The organism is Bradyrhizobium huanghuaihaiense, from assembly GCF_007830635.1.
GTDB lineage: Bacteria > Pseudomonadota > Alphaproteobacteria > Rhizobiales > Xanthobacteraceae > Bradyrhizobium > Bradyrhizobium huanghuaihaiense.
Genome location: NZ_VLLA01000010.1, coordinates 231,725 through 246,713 on the forward strand (window position 1 = coordinate 231,725; position 14,989 = coordinate 246,713).

The 14,989-nt window shown below is 60.5% G+C and carries 18 protein-coding genes; 12 read left to right on the forward strand and 6 right to left on the reverse strand.

Annotation, left to right across the window (positions count from 1 at the left end; genetic code table 11):
- Positions 1-103 precede the first annotated feature (103 nt).
- From IQ16_RS21635 to IQ16_RS21655, 5 genes are all read right to left on the reverse strand, one after another.
- Entirely contained in the window at positions 104-598 is a 495-nt protein-coding gene (locus IQ16_RS21635; protein ID WP_018642527.1) for a MaoC family dehydratase, read from the reverse strand.
- A gap of 10 nt (positions 599-608) precedes the next feature.
- Positions 609-1,091, reverse strand: a complete 483-nt coding sequence (locus tag IQ16_RS21640) for a hypothetical protein (protein WP_018642526.1) — start codon at positions 1,089-1,091, stop codon at positions 609-611.
- A gap of 55 nt (positions 1,092-1,146) precedes the next feature.
- Entirely contained in the window at positions 1,147-1,524 is a 378-nt protein-coding gene (locus tag IQ16_RS21645) for a hypothetical protein (RefSeq protein ID WP_244635796.1), read from the reverse strand.
- Positions 1,521-1,703 carry a hypothetical protein gene (locus IQ16_RS21650; protein ID WP_018642524.1) on the reverse strand — a complete coding sequence of 61 codons (183 nt, stop codon included), beginning with the start codon at positions 1,701-1,703 and terminating at the stop codon, positions 1,521-1,523. The genes IQ16_RS21645 and IQ16_RS21650 overlap by 4 nt, the downstream gene beginning before the upstream one ends.
- A 141-nt stretch (positions 1,704-1,844) precedes the next feature.
- A complete protein-coding gene (locus IQ16_RS21655) occupies positions 1,845-2,741 on the reverse strand; it encodes a LysR family transcriptional regulator (protein ID WP_018642523.1) in 897 nt (298 codons plus the stop codon).
- Positions 2,742-2,951: 210 nt separating this feature from the next.
- Here IQ16_RS21655 and IQ16_RS45735 point away from each other — a divergent pair, with 210 nt between their 5' ends.
- The 10 genes from IQ16_RS45735 to IQ16_RS21700 all read left to right on the forward strand — a co-directional run bounded on the left by IQ16_RS45735 (position 2,952) and on the right by IQ16_RS21700 (position 12,092).
- Complete coding sequence (locus tag IQ16_RS45735; RefSeq protein ID WP_167526341.1) at positions 2,952-3,092, forward strand: hypothetical protein; 141 nt, start codon at positions 2,952-2,954, stop codon at positions 3,090-3,092.
- Positions 3,093-3,353: 261 nt separating this feature from the next.
- Positions 3,354-3,668: a DUF1127 domain-containing protein gene (locus tag IQ16_RS21660; protein WP_018642521.1), complete on the forward strand. Its 315-nt coding sequence runs from the start codon at positions 3,354-3,356 to the stop codon at positions 3,666-3,668.
- Positions 3,659-4,417, forward strand: a complete 759-nt coding sequence (locus IQ16_RS21665; protein ID WP_018642520.1) for a sulfite exporter TauE/SafE family protein — start codon at positions 3,659-3,661, stop codon at positions 4,415-4,417. The genes IQ16_RS21660 and IQ16_RS21665 overlap by 10 nt, the downstream gene beginning before the upstream one ends.
- Positions 4,418-4,798: 381 nt before the next feature.
- Positions 4,799-5,503 (forward strand): helix-turn-helix domain-containing protein, encoded by a 705-nt coding sequence (locus tag IQ16_RS21670; protein WP_244635798.1) that lies wholly within the window; start codon positions 4,799-4,801, stop codon positions 5,501-5,503.
- Positions 5,504-5,662: 159 nt separating this feature from the next.
- Entirely contained in the window at positions 5,663-6,064 is a 402-nt protein-coding gene (locus tag IQ16_RS21675) for a hypothetical protein (RefSeq protein ID WP_145831735.1), read from the forward strand.
- A gap of 269 nt (positions 6,065-6,333) precedes the next feature.
- A complete protein-coding gene (locus IQ16_RS21680; RefSeq protein WP_018642517.1) occupies positions 6,334-8,388 on the forward strand; it encodes an FUSC family protein in 2,055 nt (684 codons plus the stop codon).
- Positions 8,385-8,594: a DUF1656 domain-containing protein gene (locus tag IQ16_RS21685; protein ID WP_018642516.1), complete on the forward strand. Its 210-nt coding sequence runs from the start codon at positions 8,385-8,387 to the stop codon at positions 8,592-8,594. Before IQ16_RS21680 ends, IQ16_RS21685 begins: the two co-directional genes overlap by 4 nt.
- Positions 8,591-9,034 carry a DUF983 domain-containing protein gene (locus tag IQ16_RS21690; RefSeq protein ID WP_018642515.1) on the forward strand — a complete coding sequence of 148 codons (444 nt, stop codon included), beginning with the start codon at positions 8,591-8,593 and terminating at the stop codon, positions 9,032-9,034. The genes IQ16_RS21685 and IQ16_RS21690 overlap by 4 nt, the downstream gene beginning before the upstream one ends.
- Positions 9,031-10,005, forward strand: a complete 975-nt coding sequence (locus IQ16_RS21695; RefSeq protein WP_018642514.1) for an efflux RND transporter periplasmic adaptor subunit — start codon at positions 9,031-9,033, stop codon at positions 10,003-10,005. Before IQ16_RS21690 ends, IQ16_RS21695 begins: the two co-directional genes overlap by 4 nt.
- A 728-nt stretch (positions 10,006-10,733) precedes the next feature.
- Entirely contained in the window at positions 10,734-12,092 is a 1,359-nt protein-coding gene (locus IQ16_RS21700; protein ID WP_018642513.1) for a tyrosine-type recombinase/integrase, read from the forward strand.
- 674 nt (positions 12,093-12,766) lie between these two features.
- Here IQ16_RS21700 and IQ16_RS21705 read toward each other — a convergent pair.
- Positions 12,767-13,027 carry a DUF1488 family protein gene (locus IQ16_RS21705; RefSeq protein ID WP_018642512.1) on the reverse strand — a complete coding sequence of 87 codons (261 nt, stop codon included), beginning with the start codon at positions 13,025-13,027 and terminating at the stop codon, positions 12,767-12,769.
- 574 nt (positions 13,028-13,601) lie between these two features.
- On the opposite strand from IQ16_RS21705, the gene IQ16_RS21710 reads away from it, so the two are divergent.
- Together IQ16_RS21710 and IQ16_RS21715 are read left to right on the forward strand one after the other, a co-directional pair.
- Positions 13,602-13,994, forward strand: coding sequence for a response regulator (locus IQ16_RS21710; RefSeq protein WP_018642510.1), 393 nt, complete (start codon positions 13,602-13,604; stop codon positions 13,992-13,994).
- A gap of 76 nt (positions 13,995-14,070) precedes the next feature.
- Entirely contained in the window at positions 14,071-14,955 is an 885-nt protein-coding gene (locus IQ16_RS21715) for a transglutaminase family protein (RefSeq protein WP_018642509.1), read from the forward strand.
- Positions 14,956-14,989 lie beyond the last annotated feature (34 nt).

Consider the following 14,989-nt stretch of genomic DNA (forward strand, 5'->3'; position numbering starts at 1 on the left):
ACAGAGTTAGAGCTTCAACGTTGTTCAGCCCGGAATCCGGGAGACTGAGGTCCTGAGATCGGCGGCGTCCCCCATCATGGCCGGTTTTGCAAGCCAGGTTTCCTCATGCCGCAGCTTTGCGCAGAACAACAAGCCTGGCTTTCTGAACCAGAACAACGTCGCCGCGCTGGTTTATCGTCCGGCTGAGAAGGACGATCGTTCCGCGGTCGCGCCGCGTGCGTGACGGCGTGACTTCGACGACTTCGCTCTCGACGTGGAGCACGTCGCCGGGACGGACCGGTGCCGCCCAGCTCACTTCGCCCCCGGCGCCGACGAAGCCGCCGGCGAGTGGCGGACCGCTCTCGACGTTGAGACGCATTGTGATCGCGGCGGTGTGCCAGCCGCTCGCCACCAAGCCCTTGAAGAACGTCCGCTCGGCAGCGTGCTCGTCCGTATGGAAGGGTTGCGGATCGAACTGAACAGCGAATGCCTTGATCTGCGCTTCGTCGAGCCTGTACGTTCCGGTGGTGAAGCGTTGCCCGGCCTGAAGGTCGTCAAGATAGAGCCCTTCTGCTGGAATTTGTCTTGCAGCCTCGCGGCTCACTTGGACCATGGTCATGTGGGCCTCCTCAGGCTGCGATGCTGGAGCGGCCTGCATTCGCACGCCCAGCCTTGTTCCGGGCTTCGATGGCCCTGACGGAGTCTTCAAACGCCTTGTCCAGAACCCGCCTCCCGATCCTTCCGAGCACGAAGCCGAGCAGCCGCCCCGTCAGATTCTTGCCGTCGCGTATGACGACCACATCGATGTCTGTCGTGCCGTCGGGCTGACGCGTGAAGGTGTAGATGTGCCCCGACGCGCTACCCCACACGTTGGAATCGATCGTCGTGAGGACGACGCGGGCAGGATCGGACCAGTCGTAGTGCAGGCGCTCCCAGATCCCGCCCGAGCCTTCCGTGACATCGGCATGCGAGCCGCTCTGATGATGTACCTTGAGATACGCATCGCTGCTGTTGCCAAACAGCTTCGAGCGGCCGGGTCCGAAATCGGTCAGGCCGGCCACGTACTGCTCGGGCGTCGCAGTGGTCCTCCGATGAAGGCGGATGGTGGACATGTGCAGTTTCCCTGGCTGCGTTCCGCTTGGCGAACGCAGCCGTTCGAGTCGAAGTTCAGTTCGAGGCCGTGCTCGGTTTGCGAACGAGCACGCTGTCGCCTTCCCGGCTGATCTCGATCACGCCCGCCGGCTTCGGCGTCGAGAGAAGCAGGCGCTGACCCGGTGCGAGGAGAGATACGACGCGGAACGGTGTTCCTGTCTCGCCCTGCGCCAGAGTGGCGACCACGCGAAAGCCATCGCGCTCGACAGTGTAGTAGGCGACCCCCGATATCCCGCCGAGGTCGATGCTCTTGGCCTCGATGGGACGCAGCCCTTCTGCCTGGGCGGCCGTCAGGGAGACGAGACCGAATGCAACGGCGAAAAGCGTGTTGCGGATTGACATGACGATTCCTCCTAATGGTTGACGATCGAGCACAGCGAAGTCGTTGATCACGACAACGGTTCGCCGCCCCGATGAATCCAGGTTCCGTTGATGACGATTGGTGCGTTGTCGGGCTGCCCGCTGACCGGATCGGCCGGCGGGAACACACTGTCGTAGATCGCGCGGGCTTCTCGTATCAGGCGGAGCCGTTCGCGCTCGGCCTTCGGGATAAATTGAATGACTTCACCCATATTCGCCTCCAGTTCGTAACGCCGTTGTCCGGCAGGTCATGACTGGCAGGTGGGGCGAAAGGCCTGGGTCAACAGGCCGGGAAATCGGGAGTCATCCTTCCAGATTTCGGAAGCTCGACAGCGGAGCTCGCACGGCCCGGTCTACTCCGCGAAAACTCGCTTCAGCCGCGGCGCCGCATAGTCTAGGAACGCTCTTACTTTGATCGGCAGAAACCTGTTGGCCGTGTAGACGAGATTAACCGGCATTGACGGTGGCTGGAATTCATCCAGCAAGGTCGTCAATGTTCCTGCTTCCGGACCGGCCTCGAGTTGGTAGGCAAAGGCGATGGAAATTCCCACGCCTGCGCGGGCGGCCGTACAAGCCGCTTCCGCGCTGCCCACGGTGAGCCGCGTATGCACCGGCGCCGCGACGGTCGCCTTGCCTTTGACGAATGTCCAGACATCGGGGGGCGAGAAGCCGGGATAGCTGATGCAATCATGTCCGGCCAAATCTTCCGGCGTGCGCGGCGTTCCGCGCGCCGCCAGATAGGCGGGACTCGCGCACACCACCCGGCGCGTCCTGCCGAGCCGCAGCGCGACCAAGCTCGAATCCGGCAACTCGCCGATGCGCACCGCGACATCGATTTGCTCCTGGGCCAGGCTCAGCTTCTGATCGGTGGGGATCATCCTGACCTTGATGTCCGGATAGGTCTTGAGGAAGTCCGCGATGATCGGCATGAGGATGATGCGCCCAAGGCCCAATGGGGTCGTCACCGCCAGCTCGCCTGTCGGCGTGGTATACTCGCCGGAGGCGGTACGCTCCGCTTCGAGCACATCGGTGAGGATGCGCTTGCAAGCCGCAACGTAGGACGTGCCCGCATCCGTCAGCACCAGCTGCCGGCTCGATCGGTTGAAGAGCTTCGTCCGCAGGTGAGCCTCGAGCTCGGATACGTTGCGACTGACTGTTGTGAGGGGCGTTTTCAATCGCCGCGCCGCCGCGGACAGGCTGCCCTGCTCGACCACGGTCAGAAAGGTCGACATCGCTTCCAGGCGATCCATCGGATCCCCTTCCATAATTCGGGAGGATACCTTCCGATTTTGCCATATCGCCCCGGACTTCGGAAGACGACGTCGCCCCTATCGAGCGAACCTTCCGCTGCCTGGAAGGACCCTTTCCACATACGACCCTTTCTCAGGCGGGCTCTCCAATCGATCTCCTTGGATGATGGCGTGGGAAACGCCGTCCTCAACACTGACAAGGAGAGTTCAATGACAGCGCATATCGAATCCTATCGGTACGAAATCCAGTACAGCGACGACGCCGACTTCGTTGCGTATCAGCGCAAGTCGAGCGACGGCGTCTGGCAGACGGTTTCGGCGTGGATGATTCCGGATTCGGCGGATTGCTGAGTGCCGGCTGGCCATTGCACAGCCGACCGGTCTTCCGTGTCGGCCGGCTTCGACAATCCGAACTGGCCGAAGCTCGACATATTGCACTCGGTGCAATGTTTCGATTGCACCGAGAATTGCATCGGATCATTCTGCTCATCCGAGGAGCTCATATCGAGAGGCCAGCGTTCAGAACCATTTCCCGAGCCATTATCGGCGCCAGCCGACGAATGTCAGCCTCTCGGAGCATTGAAATCCTAGCTCGGAGCATTGGAGAGCAAAATGCCTGCGATAGTCTCGACGATCATCCTTTCTGCTGCCATCAAGGGGTCCGGGATCGCATCTCGGCTGCTTGCCGGCGCTTGCGAGAGGTTCTCGGGCTACCTCGGCCGGCGGACCGCCATTGCCTGCCTTCACGATCTCGACGACCGCGCACTGCGGGACATCGGCATCCGCCGTTTTCAGATCGAGGCCGCTGTCGACGGTCTCATCACAGTCTCTGCTCAAGCGGACGAAGAGGTGGTGACCCCCGCGGCGGTAACGATTTCACGCGAGCGTCGGCGCGCGCCAACCTTGGAGTCGGCGCCATGGAGCTGACAGTCGCCACGATACTGGTTACCTTTGCCGGCGTATTCCTGATCTGTTTCATGAAGGGCGCGTTTGGCGGCGGATTCTCGATTGTGGGCATTCCGCTATTGTCGCTCGTGATGGATCCGGTCACCGCCGGCGGCCTTCTCGCGCCATTGTTCATCGCGATGGACTTGTTCGCCCTTCGCTACTGGAAGCCTTCGACCTGGTCGAAGCCGGATCTTCTGCTGCTGTTGCCGGGTCTCGTGACCGGCATTGGATTCGGGTATCTGCTGTTCCGTTTCCTGGACCACCGCGCAATCGCGATCGCGATGGCCGCGACCACGTTGATCTTCGTGGCACTGTGGCTTGCTGCAGGCGCGGAAGTGATAACTCGTCCACGTTCAACGCCGAAGGCGATCACCGCCGGTCTCGCCTCGGGAGTCACGACAATGGTAGCGCATTCGGGCGGACCGCCGCTCGCGATGTATCTGCTTCCGCTCGGGCTCAGCAAGGAGATCTATGCAGGAACAACCAGTCTGTTCTTCACTGTCGGCAACGCGACCAAGGCCGTGCCTTGGCTCTTGCTGGTGAAGCCGACGGGAAACGTCTGGACGTTGATGGCGCTTTGCCTGCTCGCCATTCCCGCTGGCGTATGGGCGGGTTGGCGGCTCCACGGGAGCCTGAACCAGCGCCAGATCTATCGGGTTTGCTACGGATTGCTGGTCGTGACGGCGCTGAAGCTACTGTGGGATGGGGTCTCCGGCTATCTCGTGTGAGCCGATTGTTGGCGATGTGCGAGACTCGCAAACCCTAACAGCCTCTAACAACCGATAACGAGCAAATTGCGCCGCCTATGCCAAGTTAGTCTTGCACAATGTTGATGCGATCCTGGAGCGCCCATGGAGTTGCAAGCGAAACAGCCGACCGTCGAAGCCCGCCATGAGACGTGGCCGCCTCGTAGCGTCCGAAAGCCGGTTTGTGCGACCTTGCTTCTATCTTCGGCGGATCGCCCCTGGTCCGGCCTGTCGGCCGACTTATGTACTGCTAGAAAAGGCGAGATCCCATGGAGAACTCCACAATCAGATATCAGGATCTGCGTCGCTGTCCGTAGCGCCAAAACGATTGTCACGCGGAAGGCGCCAGGCATCGAGAGTCAATTGGTCGCTGAGCAGGGCACGGTTTGGCTTTCGCCTCCTGGCATGCAGGAGGGTTCGATCGATTTCGCTCAGAACATACCGGAATTGCTTCATATCCATCTTCCACTCAGCCACTTCTCGTCGAGCGAATTCGACAACGACACCGGCAATTGCGCGATCGACGCGCTAGGCTACGAAGAAGCTTACGAAGACCCGCTGCTTGCCGAGATCGGATATGCAGTCGCCTCCGAACTGAAGGCCGAGACTTCCGCCGGCGGACTGCTCGTCGAATCCCTCGCATCCAGTCTGGCGGCGAGGCTGCTTCAGAAGCGCACCAGCGCGCCACGCACTCAGCTTCTTCCCTGCCGTACACATCAGGGGCTCGATCAGCGCAGGCTCTCCCGCGTGCTGGACTATATTGATACAAACCTGGAAGGCGATCTCAGCCTTGAATGCATGGCAATGATCGCGTGCCTGAGCAAATACCATTTTGCGCGCGCCTTTCGACAGGCCGTCGGAGATTCTCCCCACCGCTACGTCAGTGCCAGGCGCCTCGAACGCGCGAAGGCCTTGCTGATCCGTAGCGACCGCCCCCTGGTGGACATCGCGCTTTCGCTCAACTTTTCCAGCCAGGCCAATTTTACGCGGGCCTTCAAGCAGGCGACGGGACACGCGCCCGGTCGATATCGTCAAGCAGCCGGATACGTCCACCCGAGCCCTCTCTGACGAATATCCCGCAATCGCTTCCGGCTTCGGCTTGAGATTGCATCTCACCGGCGCTTTGGCGGTCAGCAATAAAGGACAAGACGGCAGCACGCGATGCAAAGCACGCGGGCCGTCATCCGACTATCTTCGCCGTGGTAAGTCGCTGAGAGACCGCTTGCCATGCCGATACGTCAGTACTTTGTGTGGGTGGGAAGCGTCCTGCTCCTGTCGCTGTTTGCAGCCGATTGGTTGCTTCCAGCGCCCCCTGCTCATTCGCATTCCGCGATCGCTCCGAGTGAACGGGCGAATCTGCGCATTCGTTCGGATCACAAATGGCCGGAACGGGTGGTGTTCGACACCGCGCATGCGGCGGTGCCGCTCGCTGCTGCGTCCGGGCCCGAGCCGAACGCCGTTCACGACGACCTTCCCCTGACCGCGCAACGCAGTCCACGCGAAGCGTTCGCGGCGGTGGAGGAAGCTCCGGCCACCACTCCGACAGCAACAAATGAAAACGGACCGGCAATCCGGGCAAAGCCGCGGCGGCCCAGAGCTCGTATGACCAGTGCAGCCAAAACCGATTGATCGGGAGCTGACATGAAAGACGTTCTGTGCCTCGCCGTGTTCGCTGGCAAGATTCTATGCCTCTTGATGTTCGTGAACGTCGTGAAACCCGACGTCGTCGGCATTCTCCAGACGTCGGCGGCTCCTGTCGACTGCAGGGAACGTTCAGGACTGCGGGACTGCGCCTCGAACCTGTTTGCGACAGCTTCGCTAGCCGACGCGAAGTCATGCATCGCACATAGAAACATCGCTCACTGCTGAAGCAACCGTCCGCCGACGCCACGATCGCCATGACCAAAATTGCCTCATTCCGTGACCGACACGCCGCCCTCATCTTCGCGCTGCGGACCTTTGCGGCGGCGATGCTGGCGTTCTCGATCGCGCTGCTGCTGGACATGCCGCGTCCCTATTGGGCCATGGCGTCGGTCTATATCACCTCGAACCTGTTCACGGGGGCGACCACCTCCAAGGCCGTCTACCGCATTCTGGGCACGCTGATTGGCGGGGCAGGAACGATCGTGCTGATCCCGAACCTCGTCAATGCGCCGGAGCTGCTCAGCCTCTGCATCGCGCTGTGGGTCGGCATCTTTCTATATCTCTCGCTGATCGACGGCACGCCGCGCAGCTACGTCTTCCTGCTGGCCGGCTATACCGTGGCCCTGCTCGGATTTCCCATCGTCTCGACGCCCCAATCGGCCTTCGACATCGTGGTTTCCCGCGTGCAGGAGATCGTGCTCGGAATCGTCTGCGCGAGCGTCGTCGCGATGCTCGTGCTGCCGCGCAGCGTGGCCTCCGCAGTCACCGCACAAACCGACGCATGGCTCGCCGGCGCGCGCCGGCTCGCCGCGGGCATCCTGACGGGCCGCGGCATCGGTCAGGAGCGTGACAGCGAACGCATGCGTCTTGCCGCTGCGGCCTCCGAAATCGACCAGCTTGGGCGCCATCTCGGCTATGAGGCGACCGCTTCTGCAAATACCGGGCGAGCGCTGCAGCGCCTCCGGCAGCATATGCTATCGCTGCTTCCGCTGCTCGGATCGATCGAAGACCGCAAGCTGCCTCTCAACTGGCATGAGGAGGCTGCTGCGCGCGTTGCCTGCATCTGCACAAAGACAGCGGCATGGCTCGACGCGGGCGGGCGCGATGGACAGCAAGCAAGCGCGTTGCGCACAGCACTCGATGAAATACGACCGGAGCTGGGCGTAGATCCCGACTGGACCGACATTGCGATCTCTGGTCTCGTGGTCCGGCTTCGTAACCTTGTCGACGTCATGCAGGATTGCCAGCTCCTGCGCGAGGCCATCTCCGAGGGGCGCAATCCCGAATCGCTTCCACTCGCCTTCTCTCCTGGCGGATTGGCTGTTGTCATCCCGCATCGCGACCACTGGTCTGCGCTCCTGGCGGCCGGCTCCGTGGCCCTTGCGGTGCTTTGCTGCAGTTGCTTCTCCATTGCCACCGGCTGGTCGGACGGGGTTGCTGCTCCGCTCTTCGCCGCCGTCGTCGGCAGCTTTCTGGCGGGTGTGGACGATCCGCTTCCGGCGTTCCGCAATTTCTACGGAGTGTTCGTCGTCGTTATCGCCGTCCATGGCATCTACCTGTTTGGCGTGTTGCCACGGATTACGACTCTCGAGGTGCTCGTCGTCGCATTGATGCCGACTTTCCTGCTGTTCGGCTGGATGGCTGCGCGGCCCGCGACCGCACGCCTCGGCTCCATACTTGCCATCTATCTCTCGGTGCAACTGGCGTTGACCGAGACCTATTCGGCCGACTTTACCTCCTATGCCAACTCCAGCATTGCGCTGATGCTGGGCGTGGCGCTGACCGGCGTGACCTGCGGCATCGTTCGCCTGGTCGGGGCTGACTGGATCGCTAACCGATTGCTGCGAAGCAATTGGACCACGCTTGCATCGGTCGCCGAGCGCACGTCGGATCAAGGTCCCTTTGCACTTGCCAGTCTCATGCAGCATCGCCTCGCCCTGCTTGCTGCGCGTATCACCGTCGTTCCTGCCGATGCAAGGAGCGGCGCAGCCAATCTTCGCCAGCTGCGGACGGCGCTCAACATTGTCGGCGTGAGGCGCGCGAGCTTGGGCCTGTCACGCTGCACAAGAGCGGCAGTCGAAGCCTTTTTCGCCCGCCTTGCCCCGATTTGCAGGACCCATACGGCCGGGCCGCTTCCAGATGGCCTAATCGGACAGCTCGATAGCACCATCGCATTGACGTTGCAGGAACCCTTGAGCGAAGCCCGCGATAACGTCCTGATCGGTCTCACAGGCGTTCGTTCCGGGCTGTTTCCGGAGTCGCCGGCCTATCAACCGCAGCAAATCGAACCTGGGACGATCGCCGCATGAAATACCAACTTGACCTTTTCGGCGTGCTCGTTCCGACGCTCCTGCTCTGGAGCGTGGTTGCCTACGTGCTGGCGCGCGTCGTCAGCAAGCTGATTGCTCGTATCGGCCTCTATCGATGGATCTGGCATCCCGCACTCTTCGATTTCGCGCTTTTCATCTGCCTGGTCACCGGCCTCGTCTTAGGCTCCACGGAGTTATTCTCATGACAGCACCCGTTTCGCTCCAGAAAGCCATATGGCGCGGGTTCACGATGAAGTGCCCGAACTGCGGCCAGGGCCGTCTGTTCGGCCGCTTCCTCAAGGTAGTCGGCAACTGCGAGGTTTGCGGCGAAGATTACACGCCGCAACGCGCCGACGACCTTCCGGCCTATCTTGTGATCGCGATCGTCGGCCACCTCGTCGTGCCTGGGCTTCTAGCCGTCGAGATGACCTATTCACCTCCGGCCTGGCTTCAATTGCTGATCTGGCTCCCGGTCACCGGGCTTTCCGCATTCTTTCTGCTGCAGCCCGTGAAGGGGACAATTGTCGGCCTGCAATGGCAGACCGGCATGCACGGCTTCGAGGCCGCCAGACGCCGCCGGGATCGAGAAGTCCCTGATGGCGTCACGCCCGTTTCTCACCTCGCCTCCAAGGAGTTGGTGTCATGAAAGCCGTTGTGAATTTGCTGCGTCCTTTTGCGCTGACCGGTCTCATCGTGCTGGTCGCGCTTTGGGCCGGTTACAAGCTGTGGGATTACTACTTTGATGCGCCCTGGACCCGTGACGGACATGTGCGGGCCGACGTGGTGCCCGTGGCTCCCGATGTTTCCGGCTTTGTGAGCGAGGTTTTGGTTCGGGACAATCAGCAAGTACAAAAGGGCGACGTGCTCTTCCGGATCGACCGGGCGCGCTATGAAATCGCGCTCAAGCAGGCAGAGGCGGTACAGGAAGGCAAGCGCGCCACGCTCGACAATGCCAATGCTGATCTGAAGCGCTACAGTGCGCTGACACCCGGCGTCGTGGTTTCCACGCAGCGGATGGACCAAGTCGTCGCCATCCAGGGCTCGGCCCGGGCGGCCTATGACCAGGCCGTCGCGGATGTTGCGCTTGCGAAGCTCAACATCGAACGCAGCGAGGTGCGGGCCTCGGTCAGCGGCATTGTCACCAACAACGAGCTGCGGCCGGGCGCCTACCTCACCCCCGGAAAGGGCGTGATGGCGCTGCTCGATACCGACACCCTGCACGTCCAGGGCTACTTCGAGGAAACCAAGCTGCAGCGCATCCATGTCGGCGATCCCGTCAACGTGCGGCTGATGGGAAGCAGCCGTGCCTTGCTGGGCAAGGTCGAGAGCGTTGCAGCCGGTATCGAGGACCGCGATCGCAGCAACGGCTCAACCCTTCTTGCCAACGTCAACCCAACCTTCAACTGGGTCCGCCTGGCGCAACGCGTCCCGGTCCGGATCGCGCTGGACGGCACCGAGCGAAACGAACTCGTTGCGGGCGCCACCGCGACGGTCGAGGTACTCGGCTCCGGATCACGCAGCTATGCGACCGAAGCCAAAAATGCACGCAGGACGGCACAGCCCTCCAGCTGCCACATGGCGCGAACTGCGATCGCGGTCGTACCCTCGTGCGGCTGAAAGCTGATCAGATAAAGGTCTATCAAGATGTTGGTAGCGTTTCTGGCAATGCTGAGCACGGGCATCTTCGCGGCCCATATTCTCGAAGCGCTGCACACGGGCCTGTCGGCGCACACACGCCGAAATCGAACGCGATAACCCACCGAGGTAACCTCTGATGCGCACTCGCCGGACCAGCTATCGATCCTGGTTGTCGCTCGGCGCCGGCACCGCCCTAACCGCCACTCAATCGCTTCGCAGGCTCTGCAACCTCAGCTTCCGGAGGCGCGACCGCGAACACCACGGAGTGTCCGCTTTGCTCGCTCGAATATCCTATTCTACGACGAAGGCGTCATCGGGCTGTGCGGTCGGGTCTAGGAGCTGTATCGACGGGTGAAGCCACAACAAGAACGAGCCAGTCGCTCAGCAGTCCGGCGGTGCGAGGCTCGACCACGGGAACGTCGCACGAGATACGCTCTGTGCTCACGGCCGGAACGAAAAACCCTGCATCAGCAGGGCTTTGGAATGGTGGGCGCACCAGGGCTCGAACCTGGGACCCGCTGATTAAGAGTTCAAAACCGGCGCCTCTCTACGATTTCTGAATCTGCGCTACACTACGGTGAGGTCGAAGAAGACCTTTTATTTATAGGGACTTGTCGCATAGCTTCGCAGTCCGGCGAACGCAGACCTTCAAACACCTCGGCTCGCCAAAACCGTTTGAAAACCGTTTTAACAGTTCACGTCCCCCCATGACCGATATTCGCATTGCTCTCAGCGACAAGGCTATCGCTCAGCTACCGTCTCCTGAAGATGGCTGGTATCTGGCTCGCGACACCGAGCTGAAAGGCTTCTTCGTGGTCGTGGGGAAGCGGAAAAGGACCTTCACCGTTCAAGGTGATCTTAGGCAACGAGGAAAGCGGGCCTCATCCATTAGAGTGTCTATTGGAGATGCCAGCGAGTTAACGACCCGAGCGGCCCGCTCGCTTGCCAAGGAATATCTTGCTCAAATCAGCAAGGGAAAGCACCCGAAAGCGAGGCAAGACGGAAACGCCGAACAGGGCAATACCAACCGGGATGAAGCTGTAGCGAGCGTTACCCTGAAGCAGGCTTGGCAACGCTATCTGGAAGCCCACTTGATTCGAAAAGGCCGTAGCAAAAAAACGATAAGCGGCTATCGGGATCACGTCGAGCGTCTCTTTTCCGAATGGCTTGACACCCCTCTGCTCGACCTCGCGAACGATCCCGGTCGCGTCGCCGAAAAGCATGATGAGCTTTCCAAGGAGAACGGTCCCTACATGGCGAATGGCAGCATGCGGACGCTGCGGGCCATTTACAATCATGCTCGGAAGACCAATCGATCGCTGCCGCGCGACAACCCCGCAGATGCAGTCGATTGGAATCAGGAAGAGCGCAGGAACACCGGTATGGGGACCGGCGATTTGAAAGGATGGTTTCTCGAGCTAGCCAATCTAGACAACCCAATCCGGCGCGAATTCCATCTTTTCACATTGCTGTGTGGGTCTAGGCCCACCGCATTGCAGCAGGCTAAGCCCGAACACATCAATTTTCGGCGGCGAACGCTCCACATCCCGACGCCCAAGGGAGGCAGCAAGCGAGCGTTCGACATTCCACTGTCTCGGGAGATGATCCTGAGCCTCATTCGAGTGCTTCGTTTCGGCAGGCAAATACATCCGTCTCAGGCGCAAGAATGGTTGTTCCCAGCTGAGAGCGCCTCTGGACACCTGGCGGAAACAAAGGAAGATAGAGATATCTTGTCGAAATGGGGCAATGACCTTCGTCAGACATTTCGGACAATTGCCGCCGCTGCTGGCGTTTCCGAATTCGACGCCAAGCTCCTTATGAACCATTCGATCCCTGGTGTGAATGCAGGCTATGTCACTCGACACAAGCTGGTTGAAGACCACCTGCGCAGCCAGCAGCAAGCTATTAGTACGGCTGCGTTTTCTGGTCTCGGTAAGTCGCTCGTAGGACAAGGGCCGTTGTCAGATTGGCTCGGTCACGCGGCAAGCCGACGAGTCGTCAGCCTTTTCCAATTGAAGCCAGCGCCCCTCAGCGAGGAGGAGGAAAGAATTCGGCAAGCAGCCTGATCCAGGCTGCGATCTGATCGAGGCGCCCACTGCGTCCGAACGTAAGCAGCAATAGAAAAGATCAACGAAAACATTGAATCTCGTGCGGACTGACCACCATTATCGCTATTTGTACATGGGGTTTCGGTGGTCAAACGGTGGTCGAGTGCATCAACCGACTGTTGGAGCCCGCCTGAACAACGGGCGGATATGGACTGAGCATGAGGCCGGGGCGAAGACGGCCGACCTAGCTCGCAAGCACGGGGTCTCCGAAGCGACTAACCGCGGCCGGATGAAAGTTCGGTGGCAGGTCAGATATGATAGTGGATCCGCCGCGCTCACCCATTCAACAAAACGACGGCTTATCGCACTATTGATTTGCTCTTGTACCACCGTCGATCGGTCGAGGGACATATCCGACCTGCTGAAGCGGGGCGGACACCCATGTGCCTGCAGCAAATGCGTTAGCAGTCACTCCTTGACATCTAGGACCGCAGTCCATCGGTCCAGATGCGGCCGGCGTCGAGTGCAAATCACTGCTCGAGGGCGTTTGCAACTCTCTGGGGCAGACCATTGCCGGGCTAGAAAAGGCTACGCTCCTGCCTTGAAACAGAAACAGACTCCATCTGCCTATAGGCACAGGCAGAGCGGTTCATTTGGCTCGGGTGCGAAACCCTTAAAAGGCGCCGATCGGGTCAAAAATTGCCGGCGACCAGATCGTAAGAGCCCCTGGTACCGCGAACGTACACCTTGGCGGCGGCGGCGCATATCAAGTCCCGATTGGAATCGAAAGCGTGGAGAAGGCTCGACTCATCGTAACCGGTATCGGGTTGAATTCGCTTCAGCGCTTCTTCTTCGATGAAAAACGATGCCTCAATGGCGCTATCGTGTCCCCAGAACCGTACGGCACGCCGCGTGCGGTCGTATGAACGGCTATGGTTTGGAAACTCGATCATGTGGCCGGAGCCGATCCGTTGTGGAAAGGTGACTTCCTTGCCTTGCCAGCTCGACGCGATTTACCTTTTGGACGGCCGATCTGCGACCGCCCTTGCGAGCGACGGTGCCAAACCTGGCGCTGGAAGAGCGTTGAGGCGCCCGCAAACTCTTAGATGGCTACGTGGAAAGCGAACTACAATCCCGTTCGCCCTGTCACAGCAAATAGTTTCTGCCTGACCTCGCTATTCCGCGGACGGGCACTATATCTTGAATATCACCGCGTGCTTCCCGGCTGTTATCGGTGACTGAGAGCATCGTGCTCCCGCCGCGACCAAAAGGCGGTCAATATGTCAAACATCTCAAAATTCGGACTGCGCGAGTGGCTGGTGCCGCCGGTCGTTCTGCCGATCTTCTTCGCGTTTGTGATCGCTGGTGCGGTGCTCATTCAATGGTAGCCGCCCGCGGGCCGCAGCGGCGCAACTCTCTGAGATCATGAAATTGCATCTCAACGGATAAAGGGATGCGGCAGCGAGACAGGAACCATAGAGGGGCGTGCCGATCATCGGTGCGCACCCACAGCAGCCGTGAGTCTCAATGACGTTCGGTCCATCACGCGTTCCAGCCTTCGTTCTCGTCGTAGAAGACGAGATGGTGCTCCGCAGGCGCGCAGTTGGCATGGTGGAAGACGCCGGCTACACGCCGTTGGAAGCGCTGGATACCGACGAAGCCCTCGCAATCCTGAGCTCCAGATCCGACATCGCGCTCGTTTGCGCCGACATCCAGCTGCCGGGCAGCATAGACGGCATAGGCCTTGCGCACACCGTGCGTAGACGGTGGCCGGCAATCGACCTCATCCTGATGTCCGAGAAATTGAACCCGCCGAGCATCGATCTTCCCCCTTGCAGCGAGTTCTATGGTAAGCCGCTCCAGGCTTGGCAGATCAAAGCTGGTATTCGTAGGATGATTGGCCACGCCCGAGGCGCGTGAGAGGACCCACCATCGTCCGGTCTCCGCGTCAAGCGGCCAGCGAGCAAGCTCTCACCTCTCGTCGATCGGCGGTACCATGGCGATCTTCCTCGTCCGGCATATCACGACATATCGGTACCGGCGCGCGGTCAGGCTCGGCCGACATCAATTAATGGCACGGCCGCGCGATAGTTTCGACCAGCGACTGATTGATTTCTCGCTCAATGTGACGCCCGAGCCTTCTGAGGTGAGGTGGCTGCACGATGTCTTCGGGAATTGTGTTGCGCAGGTCGAGTTTGGCTGTGACAGCGACAATTTGCGATTCGAGTGTGTCATCAAGGTCGACCACACGCCGGAGAACGCGCCCGACTTCAGAATTGAGGACCACGCGAAGGACCATCCGTTTGCGTATCAGGCGGAGGAGGCGCCCGACCTGGCACCCTATGTTCAGAGATGGTTCTCAGACCCGGAAGACCATCTCGGCAGGTGGCTGGACACGTTTCTCGTGCGCGGGACCAGACGTTCTACCGGACAGGTCCTGATGACCCTCAATGAAGCAATCTCGGATGGCTTCGCCTACGACCGCCGCACGGCGCCAGGAACGCAAAGTCCTTCTACGACACTCGAACGCAGGAAGGGCACCTGCCGGGATTTTGCCGTCTTGATGATTGAAGCTGCGCGAAGCCTGGGCTTCGCCGCACGCTTTATCACCGGCTATATCTACGTACCGGATCGCGATGGTCCTGTCTGGCTGGGCGGGGGAGCCACCCATGCCTGGTGCCAGATCTACGTCCCCGGCTCCGGCTGGGTCGAGTTCGATCCGACCAATGGAATCGTCGGAAACCGCGATCTGATCCGCGTGGCGGTGGCCAGAGTCCCAAGCCAGGCCATTCCCCTGTTCGGCACTTATTGGGGAGCTCGTGAGGACGAGCTTGGGATGGATGTGGACGTGAACGTCAAAACAGCGTCGGCTCTGTCGTAATGTCGTTCAATGAAGAGGCAGGAACACGCCCCCC

Coding starts and splice junctions, on each gene's coding strand:
- IQ16_RS21635 (WP_018642527.1), bottom strand. CDS start 598: ATGACCATGGTCCAAGTGAGCCGCGAGGCTGCAAGACAAATTCCAGCA.
- IQ16_RS21640 (WP_018642526.1), bottom strand. CDS start 1,091: ATGTCCACCATCCGCCTTCATCGGAGGACCACTGCGACGCCCGAGCAG.
- IQ16_RS21650 (WP_018642524.1), bottom strand. CDS start 1,703: ATGGGTGAAGTCATTCAATTTATCCCGAAGGCCGAGCGCGAACGGCTC.
- IQ16_RS21655 (WP_018642523.1), bottom strand. CDS start 2,741: ATGGATCGCCTGGAAGCGATGTCGACCTTTCTGACCGTGGTCGAGCAG.
- IQ16_RS45735 (WP_167526341.1), top strand. CDS start 2,952: ATGACAGCGCATATCGAATCCTATCGGTACGAAATCCAGTACAGCGAC.
- IQ16_RS21660 (WP_018642521.1), top strand. CDS start 3,354: ATGCCTGCGATAGTCTCGACGATCATCCTTTCTGCTGCCATCAAGGGG.
- IQ16_RS21665 (WP_018642520.1), top strand. CDS start 3,659: ATGGAGCTGACAGTCGCCACGATACTGGTTACCTTTGCCGGCGTATTC.
- IQ16_RS21675 (WP_145831735.1), top strand. CDS start 5,663: ATGCCGATACGTCAGTACTTTGTGTGGGTGGGAAGCGTCCTGCTCCTG.
- IQ16_RS21680 (WP_018642517.1), top strand. CDS start 6,334: ATGACCAAAATTGCCTCATTCCGTGACCGACACGCCGCCCTCATCTTC.
- IQ16_RS21685 (WP_018642516.1), top strand. CDS start 8,385: ATGAAATACCAACTTGACCTTTTCGGCGTGCTCGTTCCGACGCTCCTG.
- IQ16_RS21690 (WP_018642515.1), top strand. CDS start 8,591: ATGACAGCACCCGTTTCGCTCCAGAAAGCCATATGGCGCGGGTTCACG.
- IQ16_RS21695 (WP_018642514.1), top strand. CDS start 9,031: ATGAAAGCCGTTGTGAATTTGCTGCGTCCTTTTGCGCTGACCGGTCTC.
- IQ16_RS21700 (WP_018642513.1), top strand. CDS start 10,734: ATGACCGATATTCGCATTGCTCTCAGCGACAAGGCTATCGCTCAGCTA.
- IQ16_RS21705 (WP_018642512.1), bottom strand. CDS start 13,027: ATGATCGAGTTTCCAAACCATAGCCGTTCATACGACCGCACGCGGCGT.
- IQ16_RS21710 (WP_018642510.1), top strand. CDS start 13,602: ATGACGTTCGGTCCATCACGCGTTCCAGCCTTCGTTCTCGTCGTAGAA.
- IQ16_RS21715 (WP_018642509.1), top strand. CDS start 14,071: ATGGCGATCTTCCTCGTCCGGCATATCACGACATATCGGTACCGGCGC.